The organism is Limnothrix redekei LRLZ20PSL1 (genome assembly GCF_043235035.1).
In the GTDB taxonomy this organism is placed as follows: Bacteria; Cyanobacteriota; Cyanobacteriia; order CACIAM-69d; family CACIAM-69d; genus CACIAM-69d.
The window spans coordinates 53,009-72,737 of record NZ_JAZAQF010000090.1 but is presented as its reverse complement, the minus strand read 5'-3'; the positions used below and the strand labels follow the sequence as shown (position 1 = coordinate 72,737).

General features: G+C 53.6%; 16 protein-coding genes. 9 read left to right on the top strand and 7 right to left on the bottom strand.

The window, feature by feature from the left end; translation table 11 throughout:
• The first annotated feature begins 163 nt into the window (after positions 1-163).
• The 3 genes from VPK24_RS17565 (at position 164) to metK (ending at position 3,837) form a co-directional block, all read left to right on the top strand.
• The gene (locus VPK24_RS17565) at positions 164-1,180 is read left to right on the top strand and encodes a 30S ribosomal protein S1 (protein WP_393015332.1); all 1,017 of its coding nucleotides are present in this window, start codon (positions 164-166) and stop codon (positions 1,178-1,180) included.
• Positions 1,181-1,378: 198 nt separating this feature from the next.
• Positions 1,379-2,188: an HAD family hydrolase gene (locus tag VPK24_RS17560; RefSeq protein ID WP_393015330.1), complete on the top strand. Its 810-nt coding sequence runs from the start codon at positions 1,379-1,381 to the stop codon at positions 2,186-2,188.
• Positions 2,189-2,580: 392 nt separating this feature from the next.
• A complete protein-coding gene (gene metK, locus VPK24_RS17555) occupies positions 2,581-3,837 on the top strand; it encodes a methionine adenosyltransferase (RefSeq protein ID WP_393015328.1) in 1,257 nt (418 codons plus the stop codon).
• Between the two features lie 160 nt (positions 3,838-3,997).
• On the opposite strand, the gene VPK24_RS17550 is transcribed toward metK, so the two are convergent.
• Positions 3,998-4,657 carry a lysophospholipid acyltransferase family protein gene (locus VPK24_RS17550; protein WP_393015326.1) on the bottom strand — a complete coding sequence of 220 codons (660 nt, stop codon included), beginning with the start codon at positions 4,655-4,657 and terminating at the stop codon, positions 3,998-4,000.
• A 206-nt stretch (positions 4,658-4,863) separates the two neighbouring features.
• On the opposite strand from VPK24_RS17550, the gene VPK24_RS17545 reads away from it, so the two are divergent.
• Positions 4,864-5,091, top strand: a complete 228-nt coding sequence (locus VPK24_RS17545; RefSeq protein WP_393015324.1) for an indolepyruvate ferredoxin oxidoreductase subunit alpha — start codon at positions 4,864-4,866, stop codon at positions 5,089-5,091.
• A 336-nt stretch (positions 5,092-5,427) separates the two neighbouring features.
• On the opposite strand, the gene VPK24_RS17540 is transcribed toward VPK24_RS17545, so the two are convergent.
• On the bottom strand, positions 5,428-5,967 hold the full coding sequence (locus VPK24_RS17540) for a glycine-rich domain-containing protein (protein WP_393015322.1): 540 nt from the start codon (positions 5,965-5,967) through the stop codon (positions 5,428-5,430).
• 374 nt (positions 5,968-6,341) lie between these two features.
• On the opposite strand from VPK24_RS17540, the gene VPK24_RS17535 reads away from it, so the two are divergent.
• Both VPK24_RS17535 and VPK24_RS17530 read left to right on the top strand, forming a co-directional pair.
• Positions 6,342-7,205: a hypothetical protein gene (locus VPK24_RS17535; RefSeq protein ID WP_393015320.1), complete on the top strand. Its 864-nt coding sequence runs from the start codon at positions 6,342-6,344 to the stop codon at positions 7,203-7,205.
• On the top strand, positions 7,205-8,209 hold the full coding sequence (locus VPK24_RS17530) for a hypothetical protein (protein ID WP_393015318.1): 1,005 nt from the start codon (positions 7,205-7,207) through the stop codon (positions 8,207-8,209). The genes VPK24_RS17535 and VPK24_RS17530 overlap by 1 nt, the downstream gene beginning before the upstream one ends.
• Before the next feature lie 28 nt (positions 8,210-8,237).
• Here the strand turns inward: VPK24_RS17530 and VPK24_RS17525 are convergent, their stop codons facing one another.
• The gene (locus VPK24_RS17525) at positions 8,238-8,810 is read right to left on the bottom strand and encodes an NYN domain-containing protein (RefSeq protein WP_393015316.1); all 573 of its coding nucleotides are present in this window, start codon (positions 8,808-8,810) and stop codon (positions 8,238-8,240) included.
• 140 nt (positions 8,811-8,950) lie between these two features.
• Here VPK24_RS17525 and VPK24_RS17520 point away from each other — a divergent pair, with 140 nt between their 5' ends.
• Positions 8,951-9,694: a DnaJ domain-containing protein gene (locus VPK24_RS17520; RefSeq protein ID WP_393015314.1), complete on the top strand. Its 744-nt coding sequence runs from the start codon at positions 8,951-8,953 to the stop codon at positions 9,692-9,694.
• Between the two features lie 76 nt (positions 9,695-9,770).
• Here VPK24_RS17520 and VPK24_RS17515 read toward each other — a convergent pair whose 3' ends face one another.
• From VPK24_RS17515 to VPK24_RS17505, 3 genes are all read right to left on the bottom strand, one after another.
• Entirely contained in the window at positions 9,771-12,749 is a 2,979-nt protein-coding gene (locus VPK24_RS17515) for a CHASE domain-containing protein (RefSeq protein ID WP_393015312.1), read from the bottom strand.
• A 653-nt stretch (positions 12,750-13,402) separates the two neighbouring features.
• Positions 13,403-14,482, bottom strand: a complete 1,080-nt coding sequence (psbA, locus tag VPK24_RS17510) for a photosystem II q(b) protein (RefSeq protein WP_099531814.1) — start codon at positions 14,480-14,482, stop codon at positions 13,403-13,405.
• A 446-nt stretch (positions 14,483-14,928) separates the two neighbouring features.
• Positions 14,929-15,789, bottom strand: coding sequence for a Tab2 family RNA-binding protein (locus tag VPK24_RS17505; RefSeq protein WP_393015358.1), 861 nt, complete (start codon positions 15,787-15,789; stop codon positions 14,929-14,931).
• Positions 15,790-15,912: 123 nt separating this feature from the next.
• Between VPK24_RS17505 and VPK24_RS17500 the strand changes: the two genes are divergently transcribed.
• A complete protein-coding gene (locus tag VPK24_RS17500) occupies positions 15,913-16,842 on the top strand; it encodes a DUF4349 domain-containing protein (RefSeq protein ID WP_393015310.1) in 930 nt (309 codons plus the stop codon).
• A 144-nt stretch (positions 16,843-16,986) separates the two neighbouring features.
• Here the strand turns inward: VPK24_RS17500 and VPK24_RS17495 are convergent, their stop codons facing one another.
• The gene (locus tag VPK24_RS17495; protein ID WP_393015308.1) at positions 16,987-18,159 is read right to left on the bottom strand and encodes a DegT/DnrJ/EryC1/StrS family aminotransferase; all 1,173 of its coding nucleotides are present in this window, start codon (positions 18,157-18,159) and stop codon (positions 16,987-16,989) included.
• A gap of 148 nt (positions 18,160-18,307) precedes the next feature.
• On the opposite strand from VPK24_RS17495, the gene trxB reads away from it, so the two are divergent.
• Complete coding sequence (gene trxB / locus VPK24_RS17490; RefSeq protein WP_393015306.1) at positions 18,308-19,717, top strand: thioredoxin-disulfide reductase; 1,410 nt, start codon at positions 18,308-18,310, stop codon at positions 19,715-19,717.
• Positions 19,718-19,729 lie beyond the last annotated feature (12 nt).

Below are 19,729 nucleotides of genomic sequence, written 5' to 3'. Positions count from 1 at the left end.
TGGTTGCTGGAGTTCGTCCCACGCCGTCTCTGTAGGCGAATCTAGACCAGTGACTAGCATTCGCAGCTTGCCATAGCCCATCGTCGTGTTCGCTAGTAGACGGCCTAGCATTCGAGTAACCGGCGAACCTGTGAGCAGACTGCACTCAAACCATCACGTTAGCATGCCCACCCAAGAAATCTCAGCCATCAACAGCATTGACGTTGGCTTCGGCCACGACGATTTTGCCGCCCTGCTTGATAAATACGACTATCACTTTAGCCCTGGTGACATCGTGGCAGGGACGGTGTTCAGCATCGAACCGCGCGGCGCATTGATTGACATCGGTGCCAAGACCTCTGCTTATATCCCCATCCAGGAGATGTCCATCAACCGGATCGAAAATCCGGATGAGGTATTGCAGCCCAACGAAACGCGCGAATTCTTCATCTTGGCTGATGAGAATGAGGATGGGCAATTAACCCTTTCAATCCGCCGCATTGAATACATGCGGGCCTGGGAACGGGTGCGCCAACTGCAAGCGGAAGATGCCACCGTGCGATCGGCCGTGTTTGCCACCAACCGAGGTGGTGCACTGGTACGGATTGAAGGCCTGCGTGGCTTCATCCCCGGTTCCCACATCAGCACCCGCAAGCCCAAGGAAGAACTGGTGGGCGAAGAGCTGCCCCTCAAGTTCCTGGAAGTGGACGAAGATCGCAACCGCCTGGTCTTGAGCCACCGCCGTGCATTGGTGGAGCGCAAGATGAACCGCCTGGAAGTGGGCGAAGTGGTGATCGGTACCGTCCGTGGCATCAAGCCCTACGGTGCGTTCATCGACATCGGCGGCGTGAGCGGTCTGCTGCACATCTCCGAAATTTCGCACGAGCACATCGATACGCCCCACAGCATCTTCAACGTCAACGACGAAGTGAAGGTGATGATTATCGATTTGGATGCCGAGCGTGGCCGGATCTCGCTTTCGACCAAGCAGCTTGAGCCGGAACCCGGTGACATGCTCAAGAACCGCCAATTGGTCTATGACAAGGCGGAAGAAATGGCGGCGAAATACCGCGAGCAAATGAAGCTGCAACAGCAAGGAAGCAGTGCTAGTGCTGCCCCTGAGCCGGTTGCAGAAGCAGCTCCGGAAGAGGTGGAAGAAAGCGCAGACGAAGCCGCTTACGCCACCGCAGCAGACGAGTAAGATTGATGAGACCCGACAGGCAAGGAGCGAAAAACCCTTGCCTGTTGTGTTTTTGGATTTTGAATTCTGGATTTTGAATTCTGTCTGAAATCTTGCTTGCCCTTGGTGTGGGAATTGGTTGGTTGAACCCCAAGTTCAGACCACGTCAACATTTAGGGGGGTAGTCTTTATGGGCGATCGCCCTTGGGAAAACCACTCGTGTTAACAGTTTGGGTAGATGGTCATCCCCTAGAGGGAATTGAGGCGGTTCTGTTCGATAAGGATGGAACGTTGGCCGATACAAGCGGCTTTTTACGGCTGTTGGCCCAAGCGAGGGTCAAGGCTATTCAGTCCCGTATTCCCGAGGTGGACGATCGCCTGCTGTTGGCCATGGGGGCCAGTGCCGATCGCTGGAATCCGGCCGGGCTGATGGCGGTGGGAACTCGTGAGCAAAACTGTGTGGCGGCAGCGGCCTACGTGGCGGAAACCGGTTGTAGCTGGTCTACGGCGATCGCCCTGGTGCAACAGGCCTTTGCCGAGGCCGATCGCATCTGTGGGGACAAGGCGTTGCAAACTTGGCCCTATGAGGAGACGGAATTTTGCCTGGAGCGCTTGGCGCGATCGGGCTTGGAATTAGGGATTTTGACGGGGGATACGCTGGAACATACCCAAGCGTTTCTGACGCGGTATGACCTGGGCCAATGGATTCAGGTGATTGGCGCGGCGAACACAGGGCCCGCCAAGCCAGACCCAGCTAGTGTTTGGCGCTTGTGCGAGCAGTTGGGAGTTGCGCCCGATCGGGTCTTGCTCGTGGGCGACTCTGCAATTGACATGCAGGCAGCGAGGGCTGCGGGTTTGGCCGCCGCGATCGGAATTGACCGTACCTACGCAATCCCCAACACGATTGTTTCGCGCACCATTCCCCCCAAGGCGATTGATGTTCAAGAGATGCGCAACCAGGCCCTGTCAGAACTACAGGCCGATTTTCTGATTCAGAGTTTGGATGCACTTCAGGTTTCGATCGCTTAGCTTTCGATCGCTTAGCTTTCGATCACATAAATTTTGATTACACAAGTTTCGATCGCATAAATTAACAAGTCAATTCTCGAACGAATTTCAAATTTATTAATAAACGAATTTTTCAGATTTATTTCTCAATTAACTGTCCAGCCAAGCAATAGATCACTCCATTGATTTAACCGTTAATTAACCAGTTCAAGAATGAGTCTCATCAATTAAGCCCACATGAGTTCCATGAATCAACCCAAGCAACTCATTGAACTCACTCGTGAATAATAGTCCTCAGAGTTTTCATGAAAAAGCACAAGTACTAATGGTTACCTAAGGCAAATAGAGACCAGTGATATAATCGCTTCGCTTATCAGCAATCAGTCTGTCTCGCTGTTGGAGGGCCAGTGTCCTTGTCTCGTCGCTCCCTATTTACGTCTGAGTCGGTCACGGAAGGTCACCCCGACAAAATTTGTGACCAAATTTCCGATGCCATTTTGGATGCGCTGCTCACCGTTGACCCGAAGGCGCGGGTGGCGGCTGAAGTGGTGGTTAACACGGGCTTAGTGTTGATCACAGGGGAAATTTCCTCCAAGGCCCATGTGAACTTTGTTGAGATTGCTCGGCGCAAAATTGCCGAAATTGGCTACACCGATTCCAGCAATGGGTTCGCGGCCGAGAGCTGCTCTGTGATTGTGGCATTGGATGAACAGTCGCCGGACATTGCCCAAGGGGTGAATGCGGCCCAGGAAACTCGGGAGGCGATGAGTGATGAGGCCCTTGATGCGATCGGGGCAGGCGACCAAGGTTTGATGTTTGGTTATGCCTGTAACGAAACGCCAGAATTGATGCCCTTGCCGATTAGCATTGCCCATCGGTTGGCGCGACGATTGGCGGCGGTTCGCAAAACGGGTCAATTGGCTTACCTGCGGCCCGATGGCAAAACTCAAGTATCGGTGGTCTATGAAGATGGCCGGCCGGTGGCGATCGATACGATTCTGATTTCGACGCAACACACCGCTTCGATCGGGGATCTTTCCGAAGAAGCGGCTGTGCAAGCCAAAATTCGGGAGGATCTCTGGTCGGCGGTGGTGGAGCCGGTGTTCACGGACTTGATCGTGAAGCCTTCGAGCGAAACCCGTTTTCTGGTAAACCCGACGGGTAAGTTTGTGATCGGTGGACCCCAAGGGGACTCGGGCTTAACGGGTCGCAAGATCATTGTGGATACCTATGGTGGTTATGCTCGCCACGGGGGCGGTGCTTTCTCGGGCAAGGATCCCACCAAGGTCGATCGTAGCGCGGCCTATGCCTGTCGCCATGTGGCCAAAAACGTGGTGGCCGCTGGCTTGGCAGACAAGTGCGAAGTGCAGGTTAGCTACGCGATCGGGGTGGCTCGTCCGGTCAGTATCTCGATCGAAACCTTTGGCACCGCCAAGGTAGACGAAGACCAACTGCTCACGGCCATTCGCAATTGCTTTGAGCTGCGGCCCGCTGGCATCATCCAAACCTACGATCTGCAACGGTTACCGGGCGATCGGGGTGGCCGGTTCTATCAAGAGGTGGCGGCCTACGGGCACTTGGGTCGATCGGACTTGGATTTGCCCTGGGAAGCTCTGGACAAGGTGGAGGCTCTCAAAGCCAACTTGGCGCAATTGTCGAGCGTGTCCTAGACCCGCACTAGGCGATCGTTGCCAAACAACCACTCTTGACAACAAATGGGGAAATGGGGGGTTGCCCTTGCGGCTTCATCCCCCAACACAGTTTTTAGTAGGGGCATACGGTTGTATGCCCCTATCCCTTTATGCTTCCTACGGTGTAACCGTTTGGCCCCTAACGACCCAGAGCATGGAGAGCATGGATCGCATCCGTACAGCGCTGGGTGACGGCTTCCAGTTCAGCACGATTGCTCGATCGGGGGGGATCAATCAGCTCACCAATGCGCACCGTCACCGACACTGGGCAGGGGACTTTCCCCTTCGCAAAAATCTGCTCCGTCCCCCACAAGCTCATGGGCAACAAAGGCGTTTGAGTTTTAGCCGCAATCAGCGCTGCCCCCAGCTTGGGGTTATGAATGCGACCATCGGGCCGGCGCGTGCCGTCAATGAATACACCCGCAGCCCAGCCCGCATCTAAATAATCCATGGCGGCTCGGATGGCTCCCCGATCGCCCGTACCGCGCTTGACCGGATAGGCCCCATAGAGCCGAATCGCGGGAGCCAACAGCGGCACATTAAACAGCTCTTCCTTGGCCATAAAAGCCACCGGACGACCCGTGCAATTAGCCACGATCGGGGGGTCAAAATCGCTTGCATGGTTGCTGGCCACGATCAGCGGTCCAGTCTTCGGCACCCGCTCAGCTCCATAGATGCGCACCCGAAAATAGGAATGCAACACCGGGCTAATCACCGACCACTTCAGGAGATGGTAAAGCGCCCAACTACTGACAGGCTCTCGATCGCGCTTTACGAGTTGCAGGTTCTCAGAAACCAACGCCAATCATCCTTCCACAACAGTTGCTTTCTGGACATTGTTTCATGGACATCCCCTCCCGGCCCACCAGTCAGCAGATTCCCGAGATTTCTCGCCATGCTTTTGCACGATTCTGCCGCTCGTTACATTACTTAACGTCGCGATACACTGAAGAGCGCCTCATGGCCTGAGAAGAACACACCTGAAGAACCGACCTTAATTGTCCTATGGCTCATTCAATTGTGACCCACACCTGTGAAGGCGTGGGCGACTGCGTGGAAGCTTGTCCCGTCGCTTGCATTCACCCCGGCCCCGGCAAAAATAATAAGGGCACCGATTGGTTCTGGATTGATTTTGCCACCTGTATTGATTGCGGCATTTGCCTCCAAGTTTGTCCGGTGGAAGGGGCGATCCTTCCCGAAGAGCGATCGGACTTGCAGCGCACTCCCCAATAGCACAGCACCGGACAGCGGAGCATTAGATTCAACTCCTCAGAGGGTGTCTGAACAGCCTAAATTGCTACCTTGCGGGTCTTACTAACCGATAAAGACAAGGGGCTTAAGCCCCTTGCCCCGACAATCTTGCCCCGACAATCTTGCCCCGACAATCTTGCCCCGACAATCTTGAAGCGATGGCATCTTAAAGCGATGACATCGAAGCGATGACATCAAGGTTGTGGGGATCTGATATCAGCCCCCAGCCCCTTGCCCCGGCAATCTCGTCCCCACAACTATCGGTGCTTTGCTAGTGTCCCAATTGGCCAGCGCCCCCCAATCCTTGCCAGACATCCCCTAAGCACAGGGCAGCAATTCCACCGACAGATCCGCCCGAATTCGGAGAGGCAAACCAGGGCGATCGCCCAAATCTTGAACGGACAACACACAAGTAGAAGGGCCGTCACCCAACCAAGTCCAAGACCCAGCCTCCAGCTCATCCGCCGAGGTTTGGAGCAATCGGCAAGTTTCTTGCCAAGCTTCAGCCAATGCCTCTTTGCCTCCCGCAGTTGGCGTGCCCAAATAGGGATTGTGGTGAATAAAGCGACCAAAGAGCCACTGGCAATCGGCCGCATATTTTTGCGTGTCGAGTAAATGGCAGTGCCACACTTCATCCACGTCCTCGCTGGGTACAAGGGCCATGTAAGGATAGCGATCGATAGCTCGTAAAAATTGTAAATAGCCCTGTAAAGCCGGGATTGCACGCTCCATCGACCAACCCAGGCCATGGGTTGCATCCGTGAGTTTGAACAGGATTGGTCGCCAGTCAATTTGTCGCAAGCGTCCGTGAATTGAGCTAGCCCCGTGGGAATTGTTAGCCAGAGGCTGGGTGGTCATGATTTGATCAGATGGAGCGCTGGATGGATCTGAGGTGAACCGCGGCTGGGCAACAGAGTAATCACTACCAATCCCCTGCATTGTCATGGGTTAGCCTCCCGTAATAATGAGCCAGGAAAAATAAGCTGAAGAAAATGCACCGGCAGTAGTTCGCCAGCAGTAGTTCGCCAGCAGTAGTTCACCGGCAGTAGTTCACCGGCAGTAATCAGCCAAGAAACATGCAACTGTGGCTTCTATTAATCGGCTAAGTCCCAGAAACTTATGCAGACCCGTTAGGGGGGATCACCAAAGCGGCTGCAATCTTGATTCCGTCGTCAATTGTTAATTAGCCCTCTTATTCCACCGATTCCCTCTCGTTCCTAGGAGCGGCAAACGTGGCTCGATCGATCAACTCAAACTCAATAGATTCCCCAGACTCCCCAGATTCCCCCGACCCAGCGGATCCGGCGGATCCTGACTTGGCGCTGATCCGGCTGCTGCGCCAACTTCAGCCCCCCAAGTCCCGGAACCGCAAACGGGCCCTTGAGCAGTTATTGGCCCTAATTCCCAAGCTGCCGGGTCTGCGGAAAGATTCACACCCGGACTATTTGGAAGCTCTGAACCAGGCGTTGGAATATGTCCAAAAGAATATCGCTGCTTTTCGGTGCGACTTAGACCACAGCAGCCCGGAGTTGGTGCGCCGACGATTTGTGACCTGGGTGAATGGTCAGTTGAAGTATCGAATTATTGATCTCTATCGCCGCGCCAAAATGCCGCTCAATGCCCTCAGCTTGGATGCTCCGGTGGGAACCGATCGGGGCGATCGCGCTAGTTCCACATTGGGAGACTGTGTGCCGATCGGGTTGCGCTTAGATGGCATTGAAGCCCTGATTGAACAACAGCAACGTCAAACCGTCCAGCGCCAAGGGTTGTTGGTGGAGCTTTACATTGAGCGAGATCCAGAAGGCCGCCTCAGGGGTTGTTGTGGCATGAAGGATCCACAGCTTAATTGCCAGTTCTTGGCTCAGTCGATTTTGTTGCAGACTCGGGGCGATCGGGTGGAGCGACAACCACCCGAGAAAAAGGTGACTTGGCGTTCTTTAGCTCAGCAGTTGCAAATGAATGAACAAACAATTCATAGTCACTGGAAGCGACGGTGCTATCCCATGTTGCAGGCGATCGCCCAAGAGATTTGCGCCCAGCCGACCCAATTTATGGAATTACTAGGCTTGATCACCCCCAAAACAGGAGCGCCGTAATGGACTGGGATCCACTTATCCTGTCTTTGGATCAGGCCGATCGGCCAAGGGCCTTGGCCCAAGCGGGTCAGGCGGCCAACCCTCATCAAGGACGAGCGGTATTTTTGGAAAGTTTGGCGATGGATGCGTTGGGGCATCTTTGGCAGTGGCTGGCCCTTGAACCGCCGAGTGAGTTACGGCCGGTTTCCAGGCTGCCCGGCGAGGTGGCTTGTTTGGCCGTGCCGCAAGTGGGTTCGATCGCCCTGTTGCCCTTTGTGATGGAGTCCCAGACCGAAGCACCAGGGGCGGCACCAATCCCGAAGGCGCAAGACTCCAGCGTCCTTGAGCATTTGGCAATGCCGCTGGATTGGCCCGATCATGTGGTGGCCTTTGTGCCGGTGGGAATTAATGCGCAACTGACGGAGGCTTGGCTTTGGGGGTGGTTGGCCGTGGGCGATTTGCCCTTGCCACCCCATGCGCCAGAACGATTACCAGTGACATCGCTTCAGGATTGGGAGGCCTTTGAGACCTATTTGGCGCGGGTTCGATCGGGCTTGGTTTGGATTGCGGAAGCTACGGATCCAATCGCGCGTCAAACTCGCCAGGCGATCGCCCCAAAGCAACGGGCTGCTGTTGTGATGTACCTGGAGCGGCTTTACCAATCCACACGGAACCCATCACCTTCAGAGTCGCAAATTCCCGGGAATTTCAATGATCGGGCAGTCGATCGATTAACTGAATGGTTTTCAACGAACTTACCCCCTAACCTGAAGCCCGATCGCACGGAAGGGCCGAGAGCCAGTGCCGATGCCGCCGGAGAACTGCCAGGAGGCACATCACGCCCCCCAATGACCTATGGGCAAAAGTCATCATCCTTAACCCCCCAGGTGCGCGATCGCCGGAGTTCCTATGGATCGCAGCCTGCGACTGGGGAGTCGGAAACGGCGGCAGACTGGGAAACCTTGCCCCTGCGCTTGCTCGATCGGCTGCGACAGTTGTGGGATGAGCAGACTTTTGAAGGGTGAAACGGAAATTAAGGCCATCAAACAAAAATCAAGAGGAAGCGGAATCGCCATAGCGCAATCGTTCAAGCTGCTGACGCACCGCATCATCCAGGCGACTGCTCAGGAAGCGGCCGCTGCTGGTTTGGGTCGATCGCTGCCGACGACGCACCTGTTGTTCCGCTAATTCAATGTCGTGGAGCAATTGCTGAACAGACATCCACTCAGCGCCGTAGCCGATCGTGGTCATCTGTTGGGCGCGATCGGACGTGGCCACAATCACGCGCCGACTGGCTCGATTCACTTCACGGCTGTAGAGTGCGCAGGCCCGTTCAATGTAAGTGTCAGCCGTTTGCCCAAATTCCGTGTAATGCACCGTTAGATGATTTGTGATGGTCTCCACGGAAGCTCGTTCTGCTCGGTATTGGGCATCAAAGACCAGATAAGTTGCAAATGCCCGATAGGCACTATAGTTGCAAAGTTGCTGAATCAACTCCCAACGGGCTGCCTCCAAGTCATCCCGCTCTAGGTGCTGATGCATAGAGCGCTTTCGCATTTGCGACCACTGACCAATGGCGTTGTAGCCATCGACGAAGAGAGTCGCTTCATGCGATCGGGCGGTCACAAGCGTTGCCTACACTTTGCTTACAAGGGTGGTTCGCAAACTATCTTAATACGCAGATTCCCCTTCAACCGTATCGGCCAATGCTTGTCAGATATCGATGATGGGTGGATCATTGCCCGCTTGCTTTTTGTTTTCCACCCATGGCCGCTTCCAATCACTACGAAACCCTTCAGGTCGATCGCACCGCCACCGCCGCTCAGATTAAGCAGGCCTATCGGCGTTTGGTGAAGCAATTTCACCCGGACTGCAATCCTGATTTGCCCAACAATGACCTCATTGCCGCCATTAACGTCGCCTACGAAGTGCTCAGCGATGACCAACGGCGCGCTGACTATGACGTGGCATTACGCTATGGCCAGTTCGATCGCCCCGACAATTGGAACCACCAGCCCTATGCTGCCGATCGGCAACGGGAACAACGTAGCGCCACCGCCACGGAACAGCATCGCCAACAGCGGCGATCACGCCAAACGGGCCGAGCCGCCGATGAAGACTTGGAACAATGGTTACGGCGGGTTCATACACCGGTCGATCGCGTCATTCGCGAAATTGCCCGATCGCTCAAGGGAGCCGTGAACGCCCTCGCCGCCGATCCCTACGACGACGAATTGATGGCAAACTTTGAAGCCTATTTGGAACGGATGACCACGGCGCTCGATCGGGCCAAGGCCACTTTGCAATCCATGCCCAATCCCCGCAGCGCCGCTGGCATTGCCGCCAATTTGTACTACAGCTTGAACCACCTGGGCGATGGGTTGGAAGAGTTAGCCTACTTCCCGCTGAATTATGACGAAACCCGGCTCCACGACGGCCAGGAATTTTTCCGCAATGCCGAAGGGTTGCGCCGAGAAGCGAAGGCCGCTGTTAATCAGTTGGGGCGTTAGGGTCTAAACGTTTGGTATGAGAATTTCGTGTACATTTCATTTATTCAAAAAATTACTATTCAAAAACGAAAGCCCACTATTCAAAGAAGCCACGAATCACCTTGGTTAAATGGGCCAGTTTCACAGGTTTTGAAAGATACTCATTAGCCCCAGCAGCCAAACAACGGGCCCGATCGCCAGCCATGGCAAAAGCCGTCAAAGCAATCATGGGAATATGAGCCGTTTGGGGATTCTCGCGAATTAGTTCTATGGCCTCCAGCCCATTCATTTCTGGCATTTGAATATCCATCAAAATCAAATCGGGCTGATAGTCAATTGCCATTTCAACGGCTTCTCGTCCATTACCAGCTCGCAAGAATCGATAACCCCGATTAGTTAAATATCGAGCAATAGTTTGAGCATTTTCAAAATTATCATCGGCCAGTAAAATAAGCGGCGGAACAATTGGCAAGTGGGGAGAAATCTTCAGCGTTGGAGCCCACAAATTCACTAAATCTTCTCCTCGGGGTGGATCGAGGTGATCCGCCCGATCGCAATCTGATATTGATTCCGATGTTAACCCTGAGTCTGGCTCAGTCTCATCATCCAACTCAACAGGACTCTCAACATCATCCGATACAGAAATCAACAATGTACTGGGAAGGTCAATCGTGAAACAACTGCCAAAGCCCACCCGGCTTGTAACGCCAACTCGTCCACCATGTAATTCAACCAAGCGCTTCACTAAGGACAAGCCCAATCCCGTTCCTTCATATTGGCGATTGAGTGCTTCATCGAGTTGAGTGAAAGGGTGAAACAATCGGTGAAAATCTGCTTCCGCAATCCCAATTCCAGTGTCAATAACAGCAAAGCGGATAAATGGATGATTGGGATCCGGAAGCGACACTTGCAGCGTAATTGAGCCACCTTCCGATGTGAATTTCACCGCATTGCTCAGCAAATTCACAATTGACTGTTGCAGCCGTCGTTCATCTGCCATCAGTTGTAAATTTCTAGGGGTTTGTATCACCAACGGTAGATCAAGGTTGACCGCAATACTTTTCGCGATCGCCTGTTGTTTGACTAGCGTTAAGCAAAACCGACAAAGCAGCTCAATATCCACTGGGGCTAGCTCAATTTCAAACTTGCCTTCTTCAATCTTTGACAAGTCCAAAATATCTGTGATTAGAGCCAACAAGTGGCGACCATTCCGCTCAACAGTTTCTAGGGCATTGCGTTGCTCTTCCGTCACAGGGCCAAACATATCCTCTTTCAAACATTCCGTAAAACCCAGAACGGAATTGAGAGGTGTGCGTAATTCATGGCTCATAATGGCCAAGAAATTACTTTTCGCTCGATTCGCTTTTTCAGCATTACTAGCCGCTTGCAGAGCCGCTTCTTGGCTTTTAGCTAATTCATGAGTTCGCTTTTCTACTAACAGGTTCACCAGAATAGAATTACGAATTTGAGTAATCGAAAAAGCCCCCGTTAAGCCCGTGATAAAAAATCCAGAAAGCAACACCACCATGGGTTCATTGGTACTTAATCCGCGAATATAGGCTTCCGTGGCCCAAAACTGAATTTCCCAAGCTCGTCCCCCAAAGCGAATCATCTGTTCTCGGGTCATGTAGGCATTTTTATTTTGCTGAGTATCCTGAAGATTAGACTGATAAAGCATTTCTGAGAGCGGCTGATCATACAGGGTGAATTCAATTCCCTTGGAAACTAAATTCCGGAAAGAAGTTTCCAGTAAATCTCCCACTCGGAAAACTACAGACAAATAGCCGGACAGAGACTTTTGTCGATCGGCTATGGTGGTTGGCATCGGCAATTCATAAACTGGCAAATAAAGAATTACACCCTGTTGTTGGCCCGTTTCCTGGGCCAGTTTAATTGGCGGTGTGGCCGTTAAACCGCCAGAGTCCCGAGCAAACTCTAAAGTCTGAAGGCGGCGACTTTCTGACCCTAAGTTGAACCCAAAGGCACGCTGATTTCCATTCAGCGGCTCGATGTACAACACGGGGTAATAGGTTTCCCGATCGCGGTCGGGAATGAGCCGATTGTTTGCGTCCCGTTGTTGAAATTGGAAGTTAGCAAAGCCTTCTTCGCGAATGTAGGCTTCATATTTTGCTCGATCGCCCCGTTTTACCACCGGATTCCAGCCAACGGCTTGGATCCCTCGAACTCGCTCAAAATAGGGATCCGTAAAGATTTTAAACTGTTGCCGACTCACCGGAATTAAGCCCCGATCGCGGTCAGCCGTATCAAACAAGCCTTGCAAACTAAACAGAATTTGTGTGGCCTTATCCAAATCTTCGTGCAACCGTTGAGTAATAATTTCCGTGTCATTTTCAAACACAGCATACAGGCGCTGTCGTTCTGCATTTTTTGTGATTTGAAAAGCCAAAATAGTTGAGCTTAAAACCAACAAAGCCGGCAGAATATAGGATGCAAATTGTCGATCGCGACTAGACTTGCGGTGTAGCTTCAAGACAATGCGTTGGCGCTTGAGCATATACACAATGCCAACGGGCAAAACCGCCAAAACTCCCAACGAATCACCAATCCACCAATTCCACCAAGACTCCAAAATCTGAGACCAAGTAATGGAATGGCTGGCGAGCAATACGCCGTTGCCAACCGTTGCTCCCACCATGCAACTGATGGGGCCCGCCAACACCAGTAGTGCCAGAATTCCTAAAAATTCTTCTCGCCAAATGGAATGCTTAAACAGTTTTTGTAATAAAACATTGCCGACATAGGCTTGCAAAATTGCGCCCAGAGCAATGCCAGCTCCCACCAAAACAATGCTGAGATTAATAGTGCCGATCGCCCTTGTGCCAATCAACACATTCAGGACAAAAGACCCTAGCCAAATGCCTAAATAGGAATATTTTTTCCAATACAAGGCAGCCAGCAAGGCAATTCCCGCCGCTGGCCAAACCGGCGAAGCATAGCCCGGTGGAATAGCAAAATAGCCCGACAGTAAGCCGGTTCCACAATAGGCAGCCGCAACTACGGCTGTCTTTTTCCAGAAGTCTCTAACACATCGCCTAATGACATCAGAAAGTCTCATGGGAGATGAACAGTTCAGTGTTGATCGATATCCCCTCTTCCTGATGGCTAAAAACTCTAATGCTTTCGATAACTATTGATAGCGTTGGTAGTGTTGATAGCCGCAGGCTGAATCCCGACGTTTAGAATTTTGACGTTCAGACGTTTATGAGATGCTACTTCCCCTTCAGCATTCACCCGATCAGTTCGCTAGCTAGGAACTAGTGCTATTTGATCGAACGGAGAGCGAGATTGAATGACGATGGTTCCAACTGCCACGATCTTATCAGACTGGTTCAGAAGCTGTTGGAGCACTCAGGATTCCGATTTGCAGTTAATTTGTGCAATTCAGGCTCCTATCTTCGATTTGAGGCGCTTTTTAGCTCAATTGTTGGGGTCATCCTAAATTTTTCAAGGGCTATCCCAAGGAGCGATCCCAAGGAGCGATCGCCCGATTGAACCATCTATCAACGGTTTTCAGGCCTCGATCAAGACGATCAGCTTTACCTATGCATCCACGCAGATCTAGAGATGCAATCCGCAATCATCCAACCAAGCTCAGCATTCCCAAAACACTCCCCAAACCAATCAAAAGGGGAGTAGCAAAACCACTCCCCTTTCCAGCAAGATTCAGTTGTGTTGCAGGCTCGATCGCTTGATCGAGCCAAGGCAGGTTTAGCCGTTGATTGCCGGAGCTTGCAGGGCAACCGGAGCTTCAGCGCCAGCAGCCAGATCCAGCGGGAAGTTGTGAGCATTACGCTCGTGCATCACTTCCATACCCAGGTTGGCGCGGTTGATCACATCAGCCCAGGTGTTGATCACGTGACCTTGCGAATCAACAACCGATTGGTTGAAGTTGAAGCCGTTCAGGTTGAACGCCATCGTCGAGATACCCAGTGCAGTGAACCAGATACCCACAACCGGCCAAGCACCCAAGAAGAAGTGCAGCGAGCGGCTGTTGTTAAACGAAGCGTATTGGAAGATCAAACGACCGAAGTAGCCGTGGGCTGCAACGATGTTGTAGGTTTCTTCCTCTTGACCGAACTTGTAGCCGTAGTTTTGGCTTTCCACTTCCGAGGTTTCACGCACCAGCGAGCTGGTCACCAAGGAACCGTGCATTGCCGAGAACAGCGAGCCACCGAACACACCAGCAACGCCCAACATGTGGAAGGGGTGCATCAGAATGTTGTGCTCAGCTTGGAACACCAACATGAAGTTGAAGGTGCCCGAGATGCCCAAAGGCATACCGTCAGAGAACGAACCTTGACCGATCGGGTAGATCAGGAACACGGAGGTTGCAGCAGCCACAGGAGCGCTGTAAGCCACGCAGATCCAAGGACGCATACCGAGGCGGTAGCTCAGTTCCCACTGACGACCCATGTAGCAGAAGATGCCAATCAGGAAGTGGAACACCACCAACTGATAGGGGCCGCCGTTATACAGCCACTCATCCAAGGAAGCAGCTTCCCAGATGGGGTAGAAGTGCAAACCGATGGCGTTCGACGAGGGGATCACAGCACCAGAGATGATGTTGTTCCCGTACAGCAGCGAACCAGCCACGGGTTCGCGGATGCCGTCGATGTCAACCGGGGGAGCGCCGATGAAGGCGATGATGTAGCAGATGGTTGCGGTCAGCAGGTTGGGGATCATCAACACACCAAACCAACCGACATAGATCCGGTTGTTGGTGCTGGTGATCCAATCGCAGAAGCGATCCCAACTGCTACCACCTTGACGGGTGATCGTTGCAGTCATTTGTAAATGAATCCGTGTTGAAGAATGGAAATGAGGCAATTGGAAATTGATGAATTATGTCAATCCAAATTGCTTTTTAGATCCTAGAGACTTACCTTCCGTAACGTCCACAAAGTTGAATATATTTTTATGAAAAAGATTAATTAAATTTGAAGCAAAGCAAACAAAAATTGAGTTTCGTAAAATAAATAATAAATAGTGTAAGGAATTTTGAAGAAAATGTTACAAAACAATATTGCGCAACGGAAAGAGCCGATCGGGCACAGCTAGTTACACTAAGCCGATCGAGCATGATCGAAGGCGATCGAGCGCGTTTGAACAAGTTTGCTTGATTAAGCGTGTTTGAGTAAGCGCATTTGATCAAACACGATTGAACACAATTGAAATTGAGCAAAACTGAACGATCCGGAAAGCCAGTCCCTCGCCACCGCTCAGCAGTGACCAGCTCAGGCAGGTTGCAAAAACCAAAGCCCCGTATAGGTCATCCCGGAATTATCCGGTTGAATAAGCAGGAAGTGCAGATGGCGCACAGTAGCCTTACGAGACTCAAAAGCGAGGCCAGCTTGGCGTAATTCCGGATCTTGGCTGGTGGCTAAAATCCATCGATCGCACAGGCCGGCTTCCAAGATTACCCCATCCGGCTCGCCGGGCACGAAGCTGAGGGCAACGGGCTGCACACCATTGAGCCATTGGGCCAACGCACGCGATCGCCGCCCACCGTTCACCACAACCCCGGGAATGGGAGCCTTGGCAGACAATCCCAGGCGATCGGGAAATAATTCCGAAGGGCGATCGCCGTAGGGGATTGGCCGCTGGGCTAACTGCCGAGCCAACACCTCCGCCGACAAACTGGCAAACCCCCAAGAATCCCCCCATAGCGAGTCCGCCAGGGGCAAAGGTGGCGGCGAATCGATCGCCAAGGGATCGTAGGGCTGACCGGTGGCCGGGTCGAGCAGGGGGGACTCGATCGCCCGTTTTTGCAACCAATTCTTCAGCGCCTGGGTGCGGCGTGTGGCGGTCACGGGCCAACCCAACCGCGAAGCCGCCGCTTCCACCAAACTCAGGGATTGGGGCCGAAACACACAGAGCCGATCGGGCGGGGTAGCATTGTCACCCATAGCCGCCACCAGCCGCTCCGTTAACCAATTGGTGTCGATCGAGCTTTGGGGGCAAACATCTCGAAACACAAACGTTTGGGCCCGATCGCACAGGACTAATTCCCAAAGGGGTTGCCCTGCGGTGTCGGTCATGGGCCGACGATAAAAATCGACTTCCCAAATTTGTTGATTGATGGGTTGATTGGTCACCGGTTGATTTGTCACTGGTTAATCTGTAATTGGTTGATTAATTGGTTGATTAATCGCTGAAACCGTCGGAAGCACAACAAGTTTGAACTCCAAAGTCTGAAACACACAGAGCAGGCAACTTCCATGGCTCGATCGTTGGTGCTGGTAAATCTTCCCCAAGCGACCCGTAACAGTCGATCGCCCCTGTGGGCCCTCCTGTTGGGCGTTGCGTTAACCGGCTGTGGCGGGGGCAGCATGGCCAACAAAGCCGCAGCACCCATGCCTGAGGCCATGGCTCCCGCAGCGGGCGGCCAAGAGCGCCAGGCACTAGCCCCCAACGATAGCGATTTGGCGGCTAATGCGCAGTCGCCCCCCAGCCCGATCGCCCAACCGCAACTGATCAAAACCGTCACCCTAGCCCTGAAGGCAGATTCGGTTACCAAAGCCCTTGAAGCCACCCAAGCGATCGTCAAGGAAAATCAGGGCGATGTGATTAGCCTCAACGATCGCCGCACCGACACCAGCCGGATCGCAGAATTACAGTTTCGGGTTCCCGCCAATCAACTCGATCGCGCCGTAGCCGCCGTCACCCAATTGGGTTACCTGCAAAACCGAGCCATGCAAGCGGAAGACGTGACCGATCAACTGGTGGATGCTGATGCCCGGTTACGCAACTTGCGCCGCACCGAAGACAGCTTGCTCGCCTTGCTGCAAAAATCTGGCTCCGTGCGCGACATCTTGGCGGTGAATCAACAGGTCAGCCAAACTCGCCAACAGATTGAGCAAATTGAAGCCCAACTGAAGAATCTGCGCACCCGCGTGGCCTATTCCACCGTGAACTTAACGATCGAACAGAGCGTGGCTGGCTTGGCCGATGCCAACCCCATTACGGCCCAGTTGGCAGAAACCTGGGGTAAGGCGACACAATCGGTGGGTCAAGTCACGATCGGCCTCTTGCAAATCACCCTATGGCTGTTGGCCTACACCCCCTATTGGTTACTGTTCGGGCTGGGTATTTGGGCAATGCGCCGCTGGGCCCTTCGACGGGCCCAAAATCAATCCGCCAATCATTAATTCGCGACTCGTTCACAACTCATTCACAGTCCTTAATTCATCAATTCACCGATTATTCACTCACCCATTCATCCATTTATTTGCCAATCAATGCGCTTGTCAATCAATGGGTTTGTCAATCAATGCATTGGTTAATCGCTTGCCCTAAACCCCAACACAGTTCGTCGGCAAAGGAACAGCGGCCAACACCTCTCGCAGGTTGTTGATGACGCGATCCTGTTGCTCTGGGGTCAGCTCTGGGAACATGGGCAAGGACAAGACACAATGGCCCAATTGCTCGGAAACGGGCAAAGATCCCGGCTGATAGCCCAAGTTGGCGTAGACCGCTTGTAGGTGCAGCGGCAGAGGATAGTAAACCGCTGTCCCCACACCGCGATCTTGCAGGGCTTGCCGCAACCGATCGCGCAGTTCTGGGCCGGCGCTGCCCTCGCCCACTTGGATCGTGTATTGATTCCAAACACTGGTTCCGCCAGCGATCGCCTGGGGCAAACGCAGGCCCGGCAAACCGGCGAGACCCTGTTGATAGCGCTGGGCGATCGCGGTGCGCTGTTGGTTCCACCGATCGAGCGATCGCAACTTAATTTGCAGAATCACCGCCTGAATGGCATCGAGGCGACTATTCACCCCGATCACCTCGTGGTAGTAGCGTTGGCGCTGGCCATGCTCCCGCAACATCCGCAAATCCGCCGCCAGTTGAGGATCGTTCACGGTCATGGCCCCGCCATCACCGCAAGCGCCCAAATTTTTGGTGGGATAGAAACTAAAGCAACCCACGTGGCCAATGCTGCCCACCCGTCGATCGCCCCACTTTGCTCCCGTGGCTTGGGCACAATCTTCAATCACCCACAGATTGCTGGCCCGGGCGATCGTCATCAGCCGATCCATATTCACCGGCTGGCCAAACAGGTGTACGGGAATAATCGCTTTGGTGCGCGGCCCGATCGCCCGCTCCACCGCATCCAGATCCAGGTTAAAGGTCTCCGCGTCCACATCCACAAACACCGGAACCGCGCCCACTGCGCTCACGGTTTCCGTGGTGGCAATGAAGGTGAAAGGCGGCACAATCACCTCATCCCCCGGGCCAACGCCCAGGGCCCGCAACGCCAAATACAGAGCATCGGTTCCGGAATTACAGGCCACACAGAATTCCGTACCCACATAGCGGGCAAAATCCTGCTCAAAGGACTCGATCGCCGTGCCGCCAATGTATTTACCGGAAGCCAAAACCTCCAAGACCGCCGCATTCACTTCGTCGCGAATTTGCGGAAATTGCTCCGTTAGATTAAACGCAGGAACGTTACTCACCACGCACACCACACCATCACATTGATTTTAGGGTGACATCCTTCCTGCCTTGAAGCAACGGGGCAAGGGTGAATCAATACCTGAACGAATGCCTGAACTGCTGAATCAATTGCTGGGATGGCAACGGAATTCTGACTATGTTATTTTATTCATAGTCGGTATGAGTTTAGATAAAGCATCCATGACCAGCGCCGCTTCTGCACCCAACACCGTTGAAAATGTCGTGATCATCGGTTCCGGCCCCGCCGGTTACACGGCTGCCATCTATGCCGCTCGTGCCAACTTGAAACCTTTTATGTTTGCGGGCTTCCAGGCGGGCGGCCTGCCCGGTGGTCAACTGATGACCACCACGGAAGTGGAAAATTTCCCCGGCTTTCCGGAGGGCATCACGGGCCCGCAATTGATGGATCGGATGCGCGCCCAGGCGGAACGGTGGGGCACGGAGGTGGTGACGGAAGATGTCACCTTTGTGGACTTGAGCCAGCGGCCCTTTGTGGTGCGATCGACCGATCGGGAATTGCGGGCCCACAGCGTCATCATCGCCACCGGAGCCACGGCCAAGCGGCTGGGGCTGCCCAGCGAAACGGAATTTTGGAACCGGGGCATTTCCGCCTGCGCCATTTGTGATGGAGCCATGCCCATGTTCCAAAACGCCGAGTTGGTGGTGATTGGTGGGGGCGACTCGGCCGCCGAAGAAGCGATGTACCTGACAAAATATGGCTCGCGGGTACATTTGTTGGTGCGATCGGACAAAATGCGGGCCAGCAAGGCCATGCAAGACCGGGTGTTGGCCAACGCTAAGATTACGGTTCATTGGCACACCACCGCGATCGATGTGGTGGGGAACGAAACGGGCATGACCGGCCTACGAGTCCAGCACCAGCAAACCGGCGAAGAATCAACGATCGCCGCCCGTGGTTTGTTCTACGCGATCGGGCACAAACCCAACACCGATCTATTTGTGGGGCAGCTTGACCTAGACGAGGTGGGCTATATCAAAACCCGTCCCCACAGCGTGGAAACCAGCGTGGAAGGTGTGTTTGCGGCCGGTGATGTGCAAGATCATGAATATCGGCAAGCAATCACGGCGGCCGGAACCGGTTGCGCGGCGGCCCTGTTGGCGGAACGGTGGCTTTCGGCTCAGGGCTTGGCCCAGGAGGTGAAACGCGACAGCACCGAGCCAACGGCAGCTTCCGTGGCCGAAGACAAGCCGATCGTGGCGGATACGGAAGAAACTTTCAATCCACAAGCCACACGCCACTTTGGCGGCTACGCGGTTCGCAAGCTTTACCACGAGACCGATCGCCCCTTGGTGGTGAAGTTCGTTGCCCCCGATTGCGGCCCTTGCCACATCCTGAAGCCCATGCTGGATAAGGTGGTGGATGAATTTGAGGGGCAAATCCACTTTGTGGAGGTGGATGTGAAGGATGAGCCGCAAATTGCCGAAGGGGCGGGGGTAACCGGAACACCAACGGTGATGATTTTCCACAACAAGGCAAAGGCAGCGGAGTTTCGCGGCGTGAAGCAAAAGAGTGAGTACCGCCAGGCGATCGCCCAACTCCTGAGCTAAGTTGCCATAAGG

What these genes read in the sequence shown, in the direction of transcription:
- VPK24_RS17565 (WP_393015332.1), top strand. Translation starts at nt 164, where the DNA reads ATGCCCACCCAAGAAATCTCAGCCATCAACAGCATTGACGTTGGCTTC.
- VPK24_RS17545 (WP_393015324.1), top strand. Translation starts at nt 4,864, where the DNA reads ATGGCTCATTCAATTGTGACCCACACCTGTGAAGGCGTGGGCGACTGC.
- VPK24_RS17540 (WP_393015322.1), bottom strand. Translation starts at nt 5,967, where the DNA reads ATGACCACCCAGCCTCTGGCTAACAATTCCCACGGGGCTAGCTCAATT.
- VPK24_RS17530 (WP_393015318.1), top strand. Translation starts at nt 7,205, where the DNA reads ATGGACTGGGATCCACTTATCCTGTCTTTGGATCAGGCCGATCGGCCA.
- VPK24_RS17520 (WP_393015314.1), top strand. Translation starts at nt 8,951, where the DNA reads ATGGCCGCTTCCAATCACTACGAAACCCTTCAGGTCGATCGCACCGCC.
- VPK24_RS17515 (WP_393015312.1), bottom strand. Translation starts at nt 12,749, where the DNA reads ATGAGACTTTCTGATGTCATTAGGCGATGTGTTAGAGACTTCTGGAAA.
- psbA (WP_099531814.1), bottom strand. Translation starts at nt 14,482, where the DNA reads ATGACTGCAACGATCACCCGTCAAGGTGGTAGCAGTTGGGATCGCTTC.
- VPK24_RS17500 (WP_393015310.1), top strand. Translation starts at nt 15,913, where the DNA reads ATGGCTCGATCGTTGGTGCTGGTAAATCTTCCCCAAGCGACCCGTAAC.
- trxB (WP_393015306.1), top strand. Translation starts at nt 18,308, where the DNA reads ATGAGTTTAGATAAAGCATCCATGACCAGCGCCGCTTCTGCACCCAAC.